Here is an 18,460-nt window from a genome sequence, read left to right as displayed (position 1 = left end):
ACGGGGCGCCGCCCGCCCTCCCGGAGACGCGCGCCGGCGGCCTAGCGGGGCTGCGGGTCGAGCTCGGTCAGCCAGAGGCCCGCGCCGGCCCCCGTACCGTCGGGCGCCGGCCGCCAGAGCAGAAAGAGCCGCCCGTCCGCCGTGCCGGCCAGGGCCCGGCTGCCGCCGGGAGCCAGCGCAAGGCCGGGCAGCGGCGCCCGCCCCGTCTCGAAGGCGGCCGCCAGCGGCCACTCCTGGCCGGCTCCCGGCCGCGCGGGCGGGGCGTAGAGGCGGAGCTCCTCCGAAAAGCGGAGCTGCGGCCCGCCCGCCGAGAGCGGGCGGCCGACGGTGTCGGTGTAGATCACCCACCAGCGCGAGCCCGCCTCCAGCAGGCGGAAGACCGGCGCGTCGGTGGCCACCGGCGCCCGGAGGCGACCCAGGTCAGCGAGGAGGCGGCCGTCCCCCGCCGTGCGCACCACCTCCAGGAAGTCCTCCCCCTCGCGTCCGACCAGCTCCATCCACGCCCGGCCTCCGTCCGCAGGCGCCGCCTCCCAGACGTACTGCCAGCCCTGCGGCGGCGGGGGCGGTACCTCCGCCGCCGTCCTCCCCGGCCGCCAGCCCGCCCTCGTCCGCACCAGCGTCCGCTCGACGGGCCGACCTGCCGCGTCGAAGCCCGCCGCCAGGGTGACGACGGGGATCGAGCCCGCCGTCCCGGGAAGGAGCTGCCAGCGGAGGAGGTCGCCCCGGCCCACGCGTTCCGGCCCCCGCCAACGGGCCGCCTCCAGGCGCGCGTACCAGACGGTGGGCGGCGCCGAGGCGGGGCCGCCCGCGGCCTGGACGGGGGCCGTCAGCAGCAGCACGTGCAACCCGCCGCGCCCGTCGGCCAGCGCCTCCACGCCCTGCAGGCGGCCGACGGGGAAGCCGGCCGGCCAGGACAGGGCCGGGGCCCAGCGCCAGCCGCCGGCGGGCGACCGGCGCGCGGCGGCCAGCTCCCGGGGCCGCGCCACCACCGCCCAGAGATCGCCGCCGGCGGCCGCCAGCGTCCCGTCCACAGCCCCGTCGAGGCGCAGGGAGCGGGCGACGGCAAGGCCGACGACGGGCGGGCGGGCCAGCGCCCGGGCCAGGAGGGGCGCGAGCCAGAGGGCCAGGGCGAACAGGAGGGCGCCCGCCGGCAGAAGCGCGTGGCGGCCGGCGCGACGGCCCCGGGCGGCGATTTCGGGTGCCATCCCTCTCCCATCTCCTCTCCGCCGACGCGGAAGAGGATAGGGGGAACGCCGGGGGGAGCGGTCGCAAAGGCTGTCGGGGGGCGGACGGGCTTCCTCGCGCGGAGCAGCGGGGAGCGCCGCCAGAAGACCCGCCTTGACGCGCTTCGTCCCCGGCGGTCGACGGGCCGGTCGCGCGCTCAGGGGGGCGGGGGGAGAGTCCGGGCGAGCAGCGCGCCCGCGCAGGCGAGGCCGAAGAGGAAGCCGGCCACCACCTGGGCGGGCGTGTGGCGCCCCAGGCGGAGCCGGCTCCAAGCGACGGCGGCGCCGAGGAGCGTGCCGACGGCCAACGCCAGGAGCGCCGCCCTGGGTTGGCCGGCCTGCGCGAAGAAGAAGGCGAGGCCGCCGGTTGTCGCGCCGATGGCGCCCGTATGCAGGCTGATCTTCCAGCGCAGGGTGACCAGCCAGACGCCCGCGAGCCAGGCCAGGACGACGGCGAAGCCGTCGGGCAGCCAGCTCCCCGGCGCCCAGCGGCGCGCCGCCAGCCAGGCGAGCCCCGAGCCCGCCCAAGCGACCGGGAGGAAGAGGGAGCGCTCGCCACGGTCGACGAGATCCGGATGGCTCCACCAGCCCCGCCTCCGCCCGGCGGCGAGCACCGAGAGGGGGAGAAGGACGGCCGCCAGCCAGGCGGCCAGGGCGGCCCGGCGGCCGGCGGGCGCCAGCCAGGCGCTGGCGGCGAGCCAGAGCGTCAGGTCGGTGTAGGGGTTGAAGACGGCCGAAACCCAGGCGGCCGCCCGCAGCGCCGGCGGACGGGCGCCCGGCTGCGGCCGCCCGCGCTTGGCTCTCGCCTTTTCGCTCATCGGCCTCCCCGCATCCCCGCCGGCCCGGAGGGCGGAGTCGTGCCGCCCGTACCCGGCCCTTCGGCGTCCATCGGGCGACGCCGCGGGTCGAGTTCGACGAAGGGGTGGGCGAGCCCCTCCCGGCAGGAGGCGCACGGGCTCCGCGCCGGGCCGCCGGGCTGGCGCGGGCGGCGGCGGCCGGCGCCCAGGAGTTCGGCGGCGCGGGGTGGAATGGAGGCGAGGGTGAGGCGGACCGTGGAGCCGCTGGCCGTGGCGACGGACAGCGTGGCCGCCCTGCCGGCCGAGCTGGCCGGCGAGCTGGGCGTCGCCGTCCTGCCGCTGACCGTCACCCTGGACGGGGTGAGCTACCGCGACGGGATCGACCTGAGCCCCGCGGCCTTCTACCTCCGGCTGGTCCAGAGCGGGGGCCGGGCGCTCACCTCGCAGCCCTCCGCCGGGGAGGCGCACCGCTTCCTGAAAGGGCTGGCGGAGCGTGCCGAGCGGGTCCTCTTTCTGGCGGTGCACGGGCGTCTCAGCGGCACCGCCCGCACCGTGCGGATGGCTGCCGCCCGCCTGGAGGAGGAGGCGGGGCCACCGCGCGTGGAGGTGGTGGACACGCGCACGGCGGCCGGGGCGCAGGCGCTCCTGGCCACCGCCGCGGCGCGGGCGGCGGGCCGCGGCGAGGGCGCGGAGGCGGTGCGGCGGCGCGTGCTGGAGTTGCGCCGGCGCGTCCGCTTCGAGGGCGTGCTGGAGACGCTGGAGTATGTGGCGCGGAGCGGGCGCGTCCCGTGGCTGGCCGCCCGGGCCGCCGGGGGGCTGGGCGTCCGCCTGGTGATCGCGCTGCGGCACGGGCGCCTCCTCCCCGCGGGGGCGGTCGGCAGCCTGGAGGCGGGGCTGGAGCGGATGTTGGAGCACGTGGAGCGGGAGGTGGAGACGGAGGGGGGCGGCGAGGGCGCCCGCCTGCACGCCGCCGTCCTCCACGCCGCCAACGCCGGGCTGGCGGAGGAGGCGCGGCGCCGGCTGGAGCGGTTGCGCCCGACGGAGCTCTGGACGGCGCCCATGACGCCGGTGATCGGTGCGTACACGGGCCCGGGCGCGCTGGCGCTGGCCTGGTACGTCGAGCCGGCGGGGAGGGGTTGAGGCGCTCGGCACCCCCGTCCCGCGGGGCGGCAGGCCGGCGAGAGGCGGAGGTGACCTGTGCAGAACGGACTCTGGACGGCGGGCTTGACCCTCCTCGGTTACCTGCTCGGCTCGCTCCTGCCGGCGCGCTGGGTGGTGCGCCGCGTGCGCGGGCGGTCGCCGGAGGAGCTGGGGGAGAACCCTGGCGGCAATGCGGCCTGGCGCCTGGCGGGCCCTCTGGCCGGGATGACGGTCCTCTTGGCGGACATGGCCAAGGGCGCGCTGCCGCTCCTTCTGGCGCGGCTGACGGGGCTGGAGGGCTGGTGGCTCGTGCCCGTGGCGGTGGCGCCCACGGCCGGCCACAACTGGCCTCTCTACACGCGCTTCCGCGGCGGGCGCGGGCTGGCGGCCGCGCTGGGGACGCTCTTCGTGCTGGCGCCCTACGAGATGGTGCCTGCGGCGGCGCTGGGGGCGCTGGCCGCCCTCCTGACGCGACGCATGCCTTTCGTCGGCTACGTCGGCTTCCCGGCGGGGCTGCTCCTCCTGGCCTTCCACGGGCCCACACCGCGGACCGTCACCGCCCTGGCCGTGATGGTGGCCGTCCTCCTCCGGCAGCTGGGTTGGGGGAGGAGCCGCTCCTGGGGCGCCATGTTCCGCTGAGCGGCGCGGAGGCGGGAGGCCGGCGGCTCCCTCGGGGTCGCCGCCGGCCTTGAGGGGCGGCCGCGACGGGCGAAAGAGAGAACGGGCGGGAGCCGTCCCGCAGGGCGAGGTGGCGGAGGGGAGGAGCCGGGATGCGGTCGCAGGCGGGAGAGGGCAGGAGGCGACAGGCGGAGCGCCGCGGGCGCCTGGCGGCCGGCGGGCTTTTGGCGGCCCTGCTCCTGTCCGGCCTGGCCGGGCTTCTCGGGGCGCAGCTGGTCCGCTGGGCGGTGGCGCCGGCCTTCCGCGCCGAGCCCCTGCCCGCCGTCAGCACGGCCCCGGCTCTCGTCGCGCTGGGCGACGGTTCCGCAGGCGCCGGGTCGGCAGCCTCCCCGCGACCTCCGGCCCTCCGCCACCACCAGGCGACGCGGTCCCCCTCCCCAGGCCCGGGCGAACCGAGCGGCGAACGGCGGGAGGACGGCGCCCCCCAGGAGGGGCCGGAGCGGGAAGAATGAGCGCGCCGGACGCCGCCGCGGGATCCGGCTAGAGCAGCTGGTAGGCGACCCCCAGCATCCCCGGCCCGAGGTGGACGCCGGCGGTGGGGCTCACCTCCCAGAGGAAGCCCTCCTCCACCCGGTACTCGCGGCGAAGCCGCTCCAGGAGCGCCTCCGCCTCCTCCTCGCAGAGCGCCTGGTCCACCACCACGCGCAGGGGATGGCCCGGCCGCCAGCCCATGGCCTGCAGGTCGGCGTGCATCCGCCGCAGGCACTCCTCGATGCTCGCCTCGCGCGAGGGCGCCTTGCCCACGGCGTGCCAGCCGTCGGCGGCCACGCGCAGCACCGGCCGCTGGCCTTCCAGCGAGCCGAGCTCCTCCTCCAGCATGCGTAGGCGGCCGCCCCGGGCCATGAACTCCAGCGTGTCGGCGGTGAAGAACATGTGCGTCCGATCGATGAGGCGCTCGATCAGCGCCAGCACCTCCTCCCGGCCGGCGCCCTCGCGCGCCGCCCGGGCGGCCGCCAGCGCCACCAGCCCCTGCGGGGCCAGCACCGAGCGGCTGTCCACCACCGTGATGTCGGCCTCCTCCAGGAGCTCGCGCGCAGCCAGCGCGTTCCGGTAGGTGACGCTGAGCGAGGGTCCGATGGAGAGGCAGATCACGCTCTCCGCCCGCTCCAGAGCCCGCTGGTAAGCCTCCAGAAAGTCCTGCCCCGAGGCGCCCGCCGTGCTGACCGCACGCCGCTCCACCAGCGCCCGGTAGGCTTCGCGCACCGGGATGTCTACCCGGTCGCGGTAGTCCCGCCCGTCGATGATGGTGTGGACGGGCGCCAGCTCGATCCCCAGATCCGCGGCCAGCCCGGCCGGCAGGTCGCAGGCGCTGTCGCTGACGATGGCCACCCGCTGCATAGCCGCCCTCCTCCCGCCCGATCGGCTACCGCGGCCGCGGACGGGCTCCTGCCTACCGTCCGGTAGGAGCGGCGGGGGCGGGTGATACCCCTTCGGGTGAGCCGCCTCCGCCAAAGGCCCCAGTCCTCCCGCGGCGCCACCTCTGGCCGGCCGGAGGAGGCGCCGGCCCCCTGCCTGGAGCTACGACGATGGCGGAGGTGAGGTCCCGTGTCCCCCGACCAGATCGCCCAGGTCGTCCAGGGCGTGGTGATGGGAGCGGGCGAGCAGTTCCTGGAGGGCACGCTGGCGGCGGCGCTGCCGGTGCTCTGGCTCCTGGTGCTGGCGCTCCAGCTGGCCCGGCCCTACATGCTTCAGATGCTCCAGAAGTTCTCGCTGCGCATGGCGGCCGATCTCTGGTGGGTCCTCTACGTCCTCGTCCGCGACCTGATCTCGGTCGTCACCCTGGTGCTGAGCTTCATGTTCTTCTTCCCGGACGTGGTGGAGGGGAACGCCCTGCCGCTGACCGGTTCGCTTGCCACGGTCGCGCTCTTCGCCTCGCTGGTGGTGAAGCTGACGAGCGACGTGGACGAAGATCCGGTCGCCTTCCGCCGGGTCACCTGGCTGGTGGCCGCCGGCTCGCTGCTCTACCTGGTGCCCACCTTCCTGGGGGTCCAGGCCAGCTCCTTCCGCGGCGTGGGACCGCTGGCCGCCTGGCTGACCACGTCGGGCAACCCCGGCGTGGCCCTGGTGCTGACCTACGTCTCGCTCGTCCTGATGGTGGTGCTGGGCGCCTGGGCCGCCGCCTACAGCCTGCGCACGCCCGGCGCGCGCGCCCGGGCGCTGAGGGGATGAGGACGGTGGCCTACCGGTTCCGGAGCAACGGCTCGGCCTGCATCCAGTGCGGCGTCTGCATGGACGTCTGCCCGGTGCGAGCGCTGGACATGACCCGGCCCCGCTTCGCCGGCCCGGAGGGCCGGGACGGCTCCCGGCAGGAAGTCGCCCCCGGAGAGGCCCCCTACCCGTGGATGACGGTCTTCCCCATCCAGGTGGGCGAGTGCACGGGCTGCATGATCTGCGCCCAGGAATGCCCGGTCAACATCATCACCATCGAGCGCGTCGACGGGCCGGTGGCCCTGGCCCCTTCGCAGGGGCCGCAGGCGGCCGAGCCGGAGGAGGACGGAGCCTGGCATCCGCTTTCCAGCTACACCCGCGCCACGGCCCGCCGCACGACGCTCTCCAACCCGTGGGGCTCGCGGCCGCGCTGGCGGACCCGCTCCACCCTGCTTCCGAAAGGGGGACGAGGACGATGACCCCGGAGAAGCTGAGCGACCTGCTCAGTCAGACGCTGGTGGCGGCAGGCCACGACTGGCTGGTCCAGACGCTGATCGCCGCCATGCCCGCCCTCTGGGCTCTGGCGCTCATCCTCCAGCTGGCGCGGCCCTACATGCTGCGCATGCTCAGGAAGTTCACCCTCCGCTTCGCCGCCGACGTCTGGTGGATGCTCTACGTGCTCTCGCGCGACCTGGTGCTGGTGCTCACCTTCGCCGTCAGCGTCGTCTGCTTCTTCCCCGACCTGGTGCGCGGCGCCGACCTGCCGCTGACCGGCTCGCTGGCAGCGGTCCTCCTCTTCGGTGCGCTGGCCGTCAAGCTGACGCGCGACGCCGACGACGACCTGCGCGCCTATCGTTGGGTGAGCGGGCTGGTTCTGGCGGGTGCAGTCCTCTTCTTCGTGCCGCAGGCGCTGGGCGTGGAAGGTGGCGACCAGGCCTACCTGGCGCCGGTCAACAGCTGGCTGGTCACCAGCAGCAACCCCGGAGTCGCCCTGGCGCTGCTCTACGTCTCGTACGCCGGGCTGGCGGCCGTGGCCGGCTACCTCTTCAGCCACGTCCTGCGCACGACCGGCCGTCCCGTCCAGGCCCGGGAAGAGCGGCGCGGAGCCACCGCCGCCCGGTGAGGGCGAGGCCGCAGCGACGGGCCCGCCTCGCCCGGCCGGGGTCGGGCGGGAACAGGAGAGAAAGGGGGGGGGCGGCCCCGGCCGCCCCCCCCTGCGCATCCGCAGCCCGCCGCCCGCCCTCGACGGGACCTCAAACCAGCCCCCGGCGGGTCGCCTCGGCGGCCAGCTCGGCGCGGTTGGCCGCGCCCAGCTTGCTCATGGCGTGCTGGACGTGGGTCTTGACGGTGTTCTCGTGCAGGTAGAGGCGGCGCGCGATCTCGCGCGTGGTCAGGCCCGCCGCCACCAGGCGCACCACCTCCAGCTCCCGCTCCGTCAGCGGCTCCGTTCCCTCGGTCGGCGGGCGCATCAGGTTCATGACGCGCCCGGTCAGCTGCGGGTCGAGGATCACCTCGCCCGCGGCCACCGCGCGGATATGGCGGATGAGGCTGCCCCCGTCGGCGTTCTTCAGGACGTAGCCGCGGGCCCCGGCCAGGAAGGCCTGGCGGATGTCCTCCAGCTGGTCGAAGGCAGAGAGGATGATGACGCGGACCTCCGGCTCCTCCGCCAGGAGGCGCCGGCAGGCTTCCAGGCCGCCGGCGCCGGGCAGGCGCAGGTCCAGCAGCACCACGTTCGGGCGGAGACGGCGCGCCTGCTCCAGCGCCTCCTCGGCCGTCGCCGCCTCGCCGGCCACCTCCAGCTCGGGATCCACCTGGAGGATGGAGCGCAGGCCGCGCCGCACCACCTCGTGGTCGTCCACCAGCAGGAGACGGATCATCGCCGTGCCACCCCTTCCTGGCCGCCGCCCAGGGGGATCGAGGCGAGGACGACGGCGCCCCCGCCCGGGCGGTCGGCGATCTCCAGGCTCCCGTTCAGCTCCGCCAGGCGGGCGGCGAGGCCGCTGAGGCCGAAGTGGCCCGAGTCGGTCAGCATCTTCCGCCGCGCTGCCTCGTCGATGCCGCGGCCGTCGTCGCTGACGGCCAGGCGGACCGCCTCCGGGCCGAACTCCAGGGCGAGCCGGACGCGCCGGCCGCCGGAGTGCTTGCAGGCGTTGACGAAGGCCTCGCGCGCCACCCGGTAGAGGAGGCTGCGCACCTCCACGGGAAGCGGGCCCTCCTCGCCGTGCACCTCCACCTCCACCTCCACCTCCGGCAGGGCGGGCAGCGCCACCTCGGCGGGCAGGCGCCGCAGCGCCTCGCCCAGCGAGGCGCCGTTCCAGGGGATCTGGCGCATCTCCCGGATGACGGCGCGGGTCTCGGCGATCCCCTTCTGCGCCAGATCCTTGATGACGGCGAGGTGCTCTTCCTGGCCGCGGCGCGCCAGGAGCGCCGCGTCGGCCTCCATGCCGATGGCGTAGAGGATCTGGACCGCCCCGTCGTGGAGGTCGGAGGCGATCCGGTTCCGCTCGCGCATCAGCGCGTTGGACTGCTCCAGCTGCTCGAGGCGGCGCTCTTCCTCGACGCGGAAGATCTCCAGTGTCCGCAGGGTGAAGACCGCGATGCCCGTTCCGGCGGGGACCGCCAGCACGTCCAGGGCGGCCGCCACAGGACCGCGTCCCAGGCCGCCGCTGAAGGGGTCGAGCGACTCCAGCAGCTCCGGGACCGCGGCCCAGCCCAGGAGGCAGCCGGCCGTCCAGCGGAGACTCGCCGCCACCCGCCGGAGCACCTGGCGGCTCTCCGGCGCGCCCGCCTCGGCCTCTGCGCCGATGCGCCGCGCCTCCTGGACCAGCGCGAACGCGGAGAGGAGCGCCCCCGGCCCGAGCAGCAGGAGCTCGGCCAGCAGGTAGCCGGCGGCCAGCCACCGCTGGCCCGTTCCCGTATAGAGGACGCCGGCCGCCAGGAAGGCGGCGGCCCAGGCCAGGCCCAGGGGCAGGGGGAGCCACCGCCCGCGCCCGTCGCCGCCCTGCTGTTCGGCGCGCAGCGTCACCCCGAACTCGACGAGAAACAGGAAGGAGACGACCACCACGGCCAGCTGCAGGCCGTGCAGCAGGCCGCTCGCCGCCGCGCCCAGCCGCCCCGCCTGGAGCGGTACGAAGACGTTCGCCCACTCCGAGAGCGCGTGGAAGAGGGCGAAGAGCGCCAGGTACCAGATGGCGCGGCTGAGCCGGAGGCGGCTGGCGCGCAGGTTCTGGGCGGCGATGAGGAGGCCGGTGGAGAAGAAGGCCAGCCCGTAGACGAAGTAGATGAGGAGCCCGTCGGCCGTCCAGGCGCTCCAGGATGCGCCCATCGTTTCCCTCCCCTCCGCCGCCATCCTACCGCCGCGCACGCCGGGCGCCGCGGGGAGGGCTGGCCGCGCCGGCGGCGAAGCCGATCCCGGGCTCCGGCCCCTCCGCGCCGTGCGCGGGCGGCCGGGCCGCCCGACGAAGGGAGGAGCGGCCCATGAACGACGACGCCGGCCACGATCCGCTGGGCTTCGCGCGACGCCTGGAAGAGCGGCTGGTCTTCACCCCGGGCCCCACCGAGGTGGCGGAGGAGGTCCGGCGCGCCATGGCCCTGCCCGTGGCCAACTCGGATCTCGACCCCGACTTCGCCCGCCTCTACCGGACGACCTGCCGGCGGCTGGGCGAGCTGATGCACACCTCGAACGACGTCCTCATCCTGGCGGGCGAGGGCCTGCTGGGGCTGGAGGCGGCCGTCGCCTCGCTGGTGGAGCCGGGCGACCGCGTCCTCTGCCTGGCCAACGGGCTCTACGGGCGGGGCTTCGCCGACTTCGCCCGCGACTGGGGGGCGGAGGTGACGCTCTTCGAGGCGGACGACCGGGAGCCACTGGACGCCGGGAGACTGGAGAGCTTCCTGGCGCGCCAGCCGGAGGGCTTCGCCCTGGCCACCCTGGTCCACTGCGAGACGCCCACGGGGCTCCTCAACCCCGTCGACCGGCTCCTGCCGGTCCTGAAGCGCCACGGCATCCTGACCGTCATGGACAGCGTCTCGGCCATCGGGGCGGCGCCGCTGGAGAGCGACGCCTGGGGGGCGGACGTGGTCCTGGGCGGCTCGCAGAAGGCGCTCTCGGCGCCGCCGGGGCTGGCCTTCCTCAGCGTCAGCCCGGCCGCCTGGGAGCGGATGCGCCGGCGCCGGCGCCCCGTCCCCGGCGTCTACCTCAACCTCTGGCGATGGCACGAGGAGTGGCTGGGCCAGGGGATCTTCCCCTATACGCCCTCCACCTCGGACGTCTACGCGCTCCACGAGGCGGCCCGGCGGGCGCTGGACGAGCCGGAGGGGGAGCGCCTGGCCCGCCACGAGCGCCTGGCGCGGGCGATGCGGGCGGCCGTGCGCGCGGCCGGCCTGGAGCTCTACCCGCGGGAGGCGGCGGCCTCCCCCTCGGTCACCGCCTGGCTTGTCCCCGAGCCGCTCCGGCCGCGCGAGGCCGAGCTGCGCGAGCGGCTCTGGAGCGGGTACGGCGTGATGATGGCGGGGAGCTGGGGGCCGGCGGCCGGCCTCGTCTGGCGCGCGGGCCACATGGGCGAGAACGCCCGCCCGGAGAAGGGCGAGCGCTTCGTCGCGGCGCTGGCCGCGCTCCTGCGCGAGGCGGGCTGGCCGATGCCGGGCGACCCCCTGGCGGCCTACCGGGAGGCGCTGACGGGCGCCTGAGGGCGGGCCGGGCCCCGCCCGGCCGGCTCAGACGCGCCGTCTCTGGCGCGGGTCGAGCAGGTCGCGCAGGCCGTCCCCGACCAGGTTGATGGCCAGGACCACCAGGAAGATGGCCAGGCCCGGATAGTACGAGAGCCAGGGCGCCGTCGTCAGGTAGCCCTGGGCGGTGCGGAGCATGGAGCCCCAGCTGGGCGTCGGCGGCTGCGTGCCCAGCCCCAGGTAGCTGAGGCTGGCCTCGGCGATGACGGCCGAGGCGACGCCCAGCGAGGCCTGGACCAGCAGCGGGCTGAGCACGTTGGGCAGGATGTGGCGGAAGATCTGGCGGCCGACGCCGGCGCCCAGCGCGCGACTCGCCTCGACGTACTCGCGCTCCCGCTCGGCCAGCACCTGGCCGCGGATCAGGCGGACGTAATTGGGCGCCATGCTGATGCCGATGGCCACCATGGCGTTGGTCAGGTTGGGGCCCAGCACGGCGGCGATGGCCAGGGCGAGGATGAGCGAGGGGAAGGCCAGCATGGCGTCGGTCAGGCGGCCGATCACCACCTCGTCCCAGAAGCCTCCCACGTAGCCGGAGAAGAGCCCCAGCGGAAGACCGATGGCCACGGCCAGGCCGACGGAGATGAGGCCCGCCTCGAGCGAGATGCGGGCGCCATAGATGAGGCGCGCCAGCTCGTCCCGGCCCAGGTCGTCGGTGCCCAGCGGGTGGGCGGCCGAGGGCGGCTGGAGGAGCGCCTGGTAGTCCTGCGCGTAGGGGCTGTGCGGAGCCAGCCAGGGTGCCAGCGCCGCGGTGACGACCAGCAGGAGGACGACCACCGCCCCGAAGACGGCCAGCCGGTTGCGGGCGAAGCGGCGCAGGGCCAGGCCCAAGCGCGCGGACCGCACCGGCCGGGCCACGGCGCCGCCGGCGGCACCCGCCTCGGCGGCCGGGACGTCCATCGGTCGCGGCTCCATCATGCGCGCGCCCCCCTCGCCAGCTGGATGCGCGGATCCAGCACCGTGTAGAGGAGGTCGACGAGGAAGTTGACCGCGATGACCAGGACGGCCGAGACCAGCACCGCCCCCTGCAGGGTGACGAAGTCGCGGTTGAGGATGCTGTCCACGATCAGGCGGCCGAAGCCCGGGATGACGAAGATGGTCTCCGTGATCACCAGCCCGCCCAGCAGGCCCGCCAGCTGCAGGCCGCTGGTGGTGACCACCGGGATCAACGCATTCCGCGTGGCATGGCGCAGGATGACCGCGCCGGGCGGGAGGCCCTTGGCGCGCGCGGTCCGGACGTAGTCCTGGTCGAGCACGTCCAGGAGGCTCGAGCGCATCATGCGCATGGTCACCGCCGTCTCGCGCAGGCCCGTCACCACGATGGGCAGGAGCATGGTCTTCAGGTTCTGGACGGGGTCCTGGAAGAAGGGGACGTAGCCCGAGGCCGGCAGCCAGTGAAGGCGGACGGCGAAGTAGAGGATGAGCAAGAGCCCCAGCCAGAACTGCGGCAGCGAGAGCCCGGCCAGCGAGAGGAAGGTCCCCGCCGCGTCGCCCCAGCCTCCCTGGCGTGTGGCGCTCAGGATGCCGGCCGGGATGGCCAGGAGCATCGCCAGCAGCAGCGCGCCCACCGCCAGCTCGGCCGTCGCCGGCAGGCGCTGGGCGATCAGGAGGCTGACCGGCGTGCCGTCCACCAGCGAGTTGCCCAGGTCGCCATGCAGCACCCGCAGGAGCCAGCGCAGGTACTGCTCCGGCAGCGGCCGGTCGAGCCCCAGGCGGTGGTCGAAGGCGCGCACGGCGTCGGGCGTCGCCTCGGGGCCGAGGATGGTCCGGCCCGGATCGCCCGGGATGAGGTGGATGAGGCTGAAGACCATGACGCTCACCAGGAAGAGCACCGGAATGGCGAGCATCAGGCGCCTCAGGAAGTGGGTCCACATGGTCGCATCCCCCGGGGGCGGCGGCCGGCCCCGCCCGCCGGAGGCGGGGCGGGAGCCGGCGCGCAGGCGCCCCTCATGAACTCACTTGCCCAGCTGGGCGGTCCGGATGATCCCGTCCGGCACGTTGACGAAGCCCTTCAGCTGGGCGGTGAACGCCTTCACGTTCTTCGGGAAGTACAGGTAGACGTACGGCACGTCCTGGTGGATGATCTCCATCACCTGCGTGTAGAGCGCCACCCGCTGGGTCATGTCGCTGGTCGCCCGCGCCTGGTCGAGCAGCTGGTCCACCTTGGGGTTGGAGTAGCCCGAGTCGTTGAGCGATCCGCCCGTGTAGAACCAGCTGTAGATGTTGCCGTCGGGGTCGGGACGGCCGCTCCAGCCCAGGGCGCTGGCCTGGAAGTTATGCTTCGTCGAGTCGTCCAGCAACGTCCCGAACTCCTCCTGCTGGATGTTCATGGTGATGCCCGCCTGCGCCAGCATGTTCTTCAGCACCTGGGCCACCTGCTGGTTGACCGGGGAGGTGGCGATCTTGAGCGTGAAGGTGAAGCCATTGGGGTGGCCGCCCTGGGCCAGCAGCTGCTTCACCTTGGCCAGGTCGACCGCCGGCGGCGTGCCCGAAGCGGCCTCCGCCGGGGTGCCCGCCGGGAAGGGCCCGTAGCCCGGATCCGCGGTCTGGCCGAAGACCACCTTCACCAGGGCCGCCCGGTCGATGGCCAGGTCGACGGCGCGCCGCAGGTAGACGTTGTTGAAGGGCGGTTGCTGGACGTTCAGATAGAGCCCCTGGAAGCCGAGGCCGGGCCCGATGTCGACACGGAAGGCGGAGTTGGACTGGAGGTCGCCCACCGACTGGGCCGGCACCGTGTCGATGATGTCCAGCTGGCCCGCTTTCAGGTTGACCACCTTGACGTTGTCGTCGGTGACCACCTTCCAGACGACCTTATCCGCCTTCGGCAGCCCCTTCTGCCAGTAGTGCGGGTTGCGGACGAGCACGATCTGGTCGCCCTTGATGCGGCTCTCGAACATGAACGGCCCGGTGCCCACCGGGTGCTGGCCGAAGTTGGCCCCCTCCTTCTGAATGGCCGCGGGCGAGCCCATCATCCCCGCCCGGTCGGTCAGGGTGTAGAGGAGCGGGCTGAAGGGCTTGGAGAGCACGATGCGGACCGTGTAATCGTCCACCTTCTGCACGTCCGAGACGAAGGAGAGCTCCGAATGCCGTGCCGAGTCGGGGCTCATGTACCGCTTCAGGTTGTAGATCACCGCGTCGGCGTTGAAGGGCGTCCCGTCGGTGAACTGGATCCCCTGGCGCAAGTGGATGGTGTACGTCTTCCCGTCGGCGGAGATCTCCGGCAGGCTGGCCGCCAGCACCGGCACCACCTTCAGGTTGGCGTCCACGTCGTAGAGCTTGTCGAAGATGCTGTTCTGCACGTACCGGTCGACCAGCGCCGTCGATCCCGCGGGATCGAGGTTGGGCGGATCGGCGTTGATCCCGATGGTGATCGTGCCGCCCGCCTGCGAGGAAGCCGTCCCCGCCCCCGTGCTCTGCTGCTGACCCGTGCCGCCGCTGCTGCCGGCGTTCCCGCTACTGCTACTGCTACCTCCGCCGCAGCCGGCCAGGAGCAGCGCCGCCAGCGCGACCGCCACCAGCCCGGTGCGGCCCAGTCGCCGCCACATAGACCCCGCCTCCTTCGATCTCTCCGGACCGCTCTTCCGCCCCCCGCGCGCGGCCATTCTCGCCGCGCCAGCCGAGCGCGCGACTGAGATCCTCCGCCGCCCGCCGGACGTATCCGGCCGCCGCCGCCATCGCCTCGCCGTTCAGCCGGTCCGAGGGCCCGGTGATGCTGACGGCGCCCACCACCTCGCCCGCGGCGTCGAAGACGGGGGCGCCGCAGGCGCTCACCCCCGGCTCCACCTCGGATTCGCTGGTGGCGAAGCCCCTCTGCCGGATCTCGGCCAGATGGGCCCGCAGCGCCTCCGCCTCCGCGATGGAGCGCGGCCCTCGCGGCACGAAGAAGGGCGAGGCGATGTACTCCTCGATCTCCTCGTCGCCGAGAAAGGCCAGGATCGGCTTGTTGGAGGCGCCCGCGTGAAGCGAGGCGTAGCGGCCGACGGTGGCCGCCACCCGGATGGGCTGCGGCGCCTCGGCCGTCGCCACGCAGACCGAGCGCATGCCGGCGCGGAGCATGAGCACCGCCGTCTCCCCGGTCTCGGCCGCCAGCCGCTCCAGGAGCGGCCGCGCGGCGCCGACCACGTTCAGCTTCCGCGAGGCCACGCGTCCCAGCGAGATGAAGGCGGGCCCCAGCCGGTAGCGCCGGCTGACCGGGTCCTGGACGACGTAGCCGTACGCGCGCAGCGTGGCCATCACCTTGGAGACGGTGGCCTTGCTCATGCCCGTGGCCAGCGCCAGCTCGCGGACGCCCCAGACGTCCTGGCGCGCGGTGAACTGCTCCAGCAGCCGGAGCGCCCGGGCCAGCGAGCCGATGGGCGGAGTCGGCGAGGGAGACACCTCCTGACGGGCGCGGTTTCCTATGCGGAAACCGAGTTCCGGAGGATTTGACGCCATGTTCGACGCGCTTCGTCGGACTCCTTCCGCTCGGGAGGCGAATTCGATCCGCGCCGGCCCGAGGTGTACGGATCTCTCCCGGCGGGGCGGTGCCGGCTTTCGCCCGGCCTCCGGACGGGGCCGGTGGAAGGTTTGGGGCTGCGCGGGGAGGGAAGGCGAACCGGGGCGGCGGGCCGCCGCCCGGGCGCCGGCTAGCGGGAGGGGGTGGAGAGCGGTTCCGTCGGCTGGCCGGCAGCGGCCTGGGCCGGCTTCAGATGCTCCCAGCTGCCCAGCGAGCGCCGCACGTGGAGGCGGGTCAGCTCCTCGGCCAGAGCGCCGTCGCCGGCGCGGATGGCCGCCACGATGGCGGTGTGCTCGCGGTGGGCCTGCCGGAGCCGGCAATCGTCGCGGTATCCGGCGCGCGTGAAGCTCTCGATGTAGTCGCGCAGGGCGGCCAGCGTCTGCTCCAGGCGCGGACTGTGGGCCATGCGGTAGATCTGGAGGGTGAGCGCCACGTTCTCGGCCGCCGCGGCGTCGACGTCGTCGCGCTCGACGGCCGCTTCCGCCTCGCGCAGACGGCGTTCCAGCTCCTCCATCTCGCCCGGCTGGTGGCGCTCGGCGGCGAGCCGCGCGGCCAGCCCCTCGAGGAGCTCCCGCATCAGGTAGAGGTCCCGGACCGACTGCTCGTCGAAGCCGCTGACCACCATGCCGCGGCGCGGCTCGTAGACGAGCAGGCCCTCGCGTTCCAGGCGGCGGAGCGCCTCGCGGACGGGCGTGCGGCTGACCCCCAGTTGGTCGGCCAGCTCGCGTTCGACGAGATGGGTTCCCCTTCCGAGGCGGCCGTCGAGGATGGCGGAGCGGATGGCCTTGGAGACCTCGTCGACGACCACCGGGAAGTGTTCCGCCTCCAGGCGCGGGAGGTTCACCCGACTTCCCTCCTCCGCCGCCCGCCGCGGGCGGCGAATGCCGGTGGGCGCGGCTCCGTATGGTGGTAAAGAAGCCGGCCCCGAAGGACCGGCTTGCCGTCGTCGCCTTCTCGCGGCGGCCGCGGGGCCGCCGGTGGCCTCAGGCGACCCGACGTCCGTTGACCACGCGCAAGGCTGGCCGGCCTGCCTCGCGGGCCGCCAGGCGCCTGCTCTCCGAGCGCGCCTGGACATAGCCCATCGCGGCGAACAGCGCGAGACCGAGCACCGCGATCAGCTCAGCGGCAACCACCGTCCCTCACCCCCGGAAGACTGAGTGCGGTTTTTTGACCGATCCCGGTGGTTTTTGAGCCGATCCCGGCGAGGACGCCACGCCGTTCGCAGCGACGCCCACGCCATTAGTGTAGTTCCGCCGAGGCGCTCTTCCAAGGGGTGGACCGTATGCCATCTGCAGAAAAAGTGAAACGGAGAACTTGGCCCGGCCGCTGCGGACCGCCGGACAACCCGCGGGAGAAGCGCACACCGGCCTCCTTTCCGGAATTCGTACTTGTTACGTCGGAATTCACCGATCGGGCAAGAGGTAGAGCGGTTTTCACTCCGTATAACCCGAAACCGGCCGTTGACAACGACGAAAAGGGCCGCTACCTTGCCCTTAGGCGGACGGTATGCGGCATACCGGTCCTCGAGGTGGCGCCTCGGGGCCGCCCGTACCTACGGTGGACGGAAGATCCGAATCGACGGGTTGAGCCGCACCGGCGAGGGGCGGAACCGCGGTGCGGCCACGGGGGAGGGAGCTGCCATGTCGTCGCAGCAGGCGGCCGTGCCGGCCGCCGGGGTTCGCATCGTCAATCGCTGGTGGCAACTGGTGGCCGGCGTCATCGCCATGATGGCGATCGCCAACCTGCAGTATGCCTGGACCCTCTTCACCACGCCGCTCCAGTCCAGCCTGAACGCGTCGCTGGCCGCCGTGCAGGTGGCCTTCTCGCTCTTCGTCCTGGCGGAGACCTGGCTGGATCCCGCCGAAGGCTATCTCGCCGACCGCTTCGGGATCCGTACGCTGATGTTGATCGGAGGCTTCCTGAGCGGCATCAGCTGGATCGGCTCCGGCCTGACGCACAGCCTCTGGGGCCTGTACTTCTGGTATGCGCTGGGCGGCGTGGGTGCCGGCACGGTCTACGCCACCGCCATGGGCAACGCGCTCAAGTGGTTCCCGGACCGCCGCGGGCTGGCCGCCGGCATCACGGCGGGCGGCTACGGCATCGGCACCGCCATCACGGTCGCCCCCATCGCCTCCATGATCGCCTCCAGCGGCTACCAGCACGCGTTCATCGTCTGGGGCATCATCCAGGGCCTGGCCACCATGGTGGCGGGCTACTTCATGGTCCAGCCGCCCAAGGGCTGGGTTCCCGAGGGCTGGAGCCAGCGCGAGGCGGCGCACAGCCAGCGGGTCACGACTTCCAAGGTGGACCTGACGCCCGCTCAGATGTTCCGCCAGAGGTCCTTCTGGGTGCTCTACTTCATGATGACCCTGATGGCCTTCAGCGGGCTCGTGGTGACGGCGCAGATCAACCCCATCGCCAAGTACTACCACGTCGACAAGGTGGTCGTCGCCTTCGGCATGACCGCCCTGGTCCTGGCGGTCCAGCTGGACCGGATCCTGAACGGGATCACGCGGCCCTTCTGGGGTTGGGTCTCCGACCACATCGGCCGCGAGAACACCATGTTCATCGCCTTCTCCATCCAGGCGCTGACCATCCTGGCCCTGATGCAGCTGATCCACCACCCCGTCTGGTTCATCGTCCTCTCGGGGCTGGCCTTCTTCTCCTGGGGCGAGATCTTCTCGCTCTTCCCGGCCGCGGTGGGCGACCTCTACGGCCGGACCTGGGCGACCACCAACTATGGCTTCCTGTATACGGCCAAGGGTGTGGCCTCCATCTTCTCCGGGCCGGTGGCCGCGCTGGCGGCTGCCGACACCGGCGGCTGGCTGCCGGTCTTCTGGGCCATGGTCATCGCCAGCGCCCTGGACGCGGTCCTGGCGCTGGTCTGGCTGCGGCCGCTGGCGCGGCGCACGGCCGAGGAGGCTCGGCGCCTGGCCGACGCGACCGCTCCGGTGGCTGGGCAGGCGGTCTCGCACTGACGGGCCGAGGTTGAAGGGGCGGCCCCGGTCCGGGGGATCGGTGGCCGGGAAAGGGGGCCGGCCGCGGGCGGCTTCCGCCGGGCAGCCCGGGCGGCCGGCTCCCGCCGGCGCCAGCCACGCCGGCAGGAATAGCTTCTTGGTATGCCGTATACCAACGCGATGCACGCGGCAGGTCCCGTCGCCGAAGGGAGGCAGGACGAGTTGGCGAGCGGTTCGGTGGACGTGACGTACCGCGGGATCTTCCAGAAGATCCTGGCGGGGAACATCGTGAAGACGCTG

19 protein-coding genes are annotated in these 18,460 nt (G+C 73.9%); 8 read left to right on the top strand and 11 right to left on the bottom strand.

The genetic code is table 11. From position 1 onward, the window contains the following. Window positions 1-41: 41 nt before the first annotated feature. Window positions 42-1,205: a hypothetical protein gene (locus K6U79_04950; protein MCL6521707.1), complete on the bottom strand. Its 1,164-nt coding sequence runs from the start codon at window positions 1,203-1,205 to the stop codon at window positions 42-44. 176 nt (window positions 1,206-1,381) lie between these two features. Continuing rightward, window positions 1,382-2,041, bottom strand: coding sequence for a phosphatase PAP2 family protein (locus tag K6U79_04945; GenBank protein ID MCL6521706.1), 660 nt, complete (start codon window positions 2,039-2,041; stop codon window positions 1,382-1,384). Between the two features lie 222 nt (window positions 2,042-2,263). Between K6U79_04945 and K6U79_04940 the strand changes: the two genes are divergently transcribed. The 3 genes from K6U79_04940 to K6U79_04930 all read left to right on the top strand — a co-directional run bounded on the left by K6U79_04940 (window position 2,264) and on the right by K6U79_04930 (window position 4,290). Then, the gene (locus K6U79_04940) at window positions 2,264-3,160 is read left to right on the top strand and encodes a DegV family EDD domain-containing protein (GenBank protein MCL6521705.1); all 897 of its coding nucleotides are present in this window, start codon (window positions 2,264-2,266) and stop codon (window positions 3,158-3,160) included. An 84-nt stretch (window positions 3,161-3,244) separates the two neighbouring features. Further along, window positions 3,245-3,799, top strand: a complete 555-nt coding sequence (locus tag K6U79_04935) for a glycerol-3-phosphate acyltransferase (GenBank protein MCL6521704.1) — start codon at window positions 3,245-3,247, stop codon at window positions 3,797-3,799. A 131-nt stretch (window positions 3,800-3,930) separates the two neighbouring features. Continuing rightward, window positions 3,931-4,290 carry a hypothetical protein gene (locus K6U79_04930; GenBank protein ID MCL6521703.1) on the top strand — a complete coding sequence of 120 codons (360 nt, stop codon included), beginning with the start codon at window positions 3,931-3,933 and terminating at the stop codon, window positions 4,288-4,290. Window positions 4,291-4,318: 28 nt separating this feature from the next. On the opposite strand, the gene K6U79_04925 is transcribed toward K6U79_04930, so the two are convergent. After that, entirely contained in the window at window positions 4,319-5,176 is an 858-nt protein-coding gene (locus K6U79_04925) for a DegV family EDD domain-containing protein (GenBank protein MCL6521702.1), read from the bottom strand. 207 nt (window positions 5,177-5,383) lie between these two features. On the opposite strand from K6U79_04925, the gene K6U79_04920 reads away from it, so the two are divergent. Genes K6U79_04920 through K6U79_04910 form a run of 3 tightly spaced genes read left to right on the top strand, consistent with a single transcriptional unit; the run spans window position 5,384 to window position 7,109 of the window. After that, window positions 5,384-6,007: a hypothetical protein gene (locus K6U79_04920; GenBank protein MCL6521701.1), complete on the top strand. Its 624-nt coding sequence runs from the start codon at window positions 5,384-5,386 to the stop codon at window positions 6,005-6,007. Window positions 6,008-6,012: 5 nt separating this feature from the next. After that, complete coding sequence (locus K6U79_04915) at window positions 6,013-6,465, top strand: 4Fe-4S binding protein (protein MCL6521700.1); 453 nt, start codon at window positions 6,013-6,015, stop codon at window positions 6,463-6,465. Next, the gene (locus K6U79_04910) at window positions 6,462-7,109 is read left to right on the top strand and encodes a hypothetical protein (GenBank protein MCL6521699.1); all 648 of its coding nucleotides are present in this window, start codon (window positions 6,462-6,464) and stop codon (window positions 7,107-7,109) included. The genes K6U79_04915 and K6U79_04910 overlap by 4 nt, the downstream gene beginning before the upstream one ends. A 130-nt stretch (window positions 7,110-7,239) precedes the next feature. On the opposite strand, the gene K6U79_04905 is transcribed toward K6U79_04910, so the two are convergent. Continuing rightward, window positions 7,240-7,863, bottom strand: coding sequence for a response regulator transcription factor (locus tag K6U79_04905; GenBank protein ID MCL6521698.1), 624 nt, complete (start codon window positions 7,861-7,863; stop codon window positions 7,240-7,242). Continuing rightward, window positions 7,860-9,311 (bottom strand): hypothetical protein, encoded by a 1,452-nt coding sequence (locus tag K6U79_04900; protein MCL6521697.1) that lies wholly within the window; start codon window positions 9,309-9,311, stop codon window positions 7,860-7,862. The genes K6U79_04905 and K6U79_04900 overlap by 4 nt, the downstream gene beginning before the upstream one ends. A 152-nt stretch (window positions 9,312-9,463) precedes the next feature. Between K6U79_04900 and K6U79_04895 the strand changes: the two genes are divergently transcribed. After that, on the top strand, window positions 9,464-10,672 hold the full coding sequence (locus K6U79_04895; GenBank protein ID MCL6521696.1) for an alanine--glyoxylate aminotransferase family protein: 1,209 nt from the start codon (window positions 9,464-9,466) through the stop codon (window positions 10,670-10,672). 27 nt (window positions 10,673-10,699) lie between these two features. Here the strand turns inward: K6U79_04895 and K6U79_04890 are convergent, their stop codons facing one another. From K6U79_04890 to K6U79_04865, 6 genes are all read right to left on the bottom strand, one after another. Further along, window positions 10,700-11,608 (bottom strand): ABC transporter permease, encoded by a 909-nt coding sequence (locus K6U79_04890; protein ID MCL6521695.1) that lies wholly within the window; start codon window positions 11,606-11,608, stop codon window positions 10,700-10,702. 14 nt (window positions 11,609-11,622) lie between these two features. Further along, window positions 11,623-12,582 carry an ABC transporter permease gene (locus K6U79_04885; protein ID MCL6521694.1) on the bottom strand — a complete coding sequence of 320 codons (960 nt, stop codon included), beginning with the start codon at window positions 12,580-12,582 and terminating at the stop codon, window positions 11,623-11,625. Window positions 12,583-12,663: 81 nt separating this feature from the next. Beyond that, on the bottom strand, window positions 12,664-14,253 hold the full coding sequence (locus tag K6U79_04880) for an ABC transporter substrate-binding protein (protein MCL6521693.1): 1,590 nt from the start codon (window positions 14,251-14,253) through the stop codon (window positions 12,664-12,666). Beyond that, a complete protein-coding gene (locus tag K6U79_04875; GenBank protein ID MCL6521692.1) occupies window positions 14,174-15,085 on the bottom strand; it encodes an IclR family transcriptional regulator in 912 nt (303 codons plus the stop codon). Before K6U79_04875 ends, K6U79_04880 begins: the two co-directional genes overlap by 80 nt. A gap of 248 nt (window positions 15,086-15,333) precedes the next feature. Beyond that, on the bottom strand, window positions 15,334-16,047 hold the full coding sequence (locus K6U79_04870) for a GntR family transcriptional regulator (GenBank protein MCL6521691.1): 714 nt from the start codon (window positions 16,045-16,047) through the stop codon (window positions 15,334-15,336). Between the two features lie 139 nt (window positions 16,048-16,186). After that, entirely contained in the window at window positions 16,187-16,336 is a 150-nt protein-coding gene (locus tag K6U79_04865; GenBank protein ID MCL6521690.1) for a hypothetical protein, read from the bottom strand. Window positions 16,337-16,843: 507 nt separating this feature from the next. Here K6U79_04865 and oxlT point away from each other — a divergent pair. After that, complete coding sequence (oxlT, locus tag K6U79_04860) at window positions 16,844-18,181, top strand: oxalate/formate MFS antiporter (protein MCL6521689.1); 1,338 nt, start codon at window positions 16,844-16,846, stop codon at window positions 18,179-18,181. Window positions 18,182-18,460 lie beyond the last annotated feature (279 nt).

Source organism: Bacillota bacterium (assembly GCA_023511835.1).
In the GTDB taxonomy this organism is placed as follows: Bacteria; Bacillota; Sulfobacillia; order JAIMAT01; family JAIMAT01; genus JAIMAT01.
This window is presented reverse-complemented; position numbering and strand designations above follow the sequence as displayed.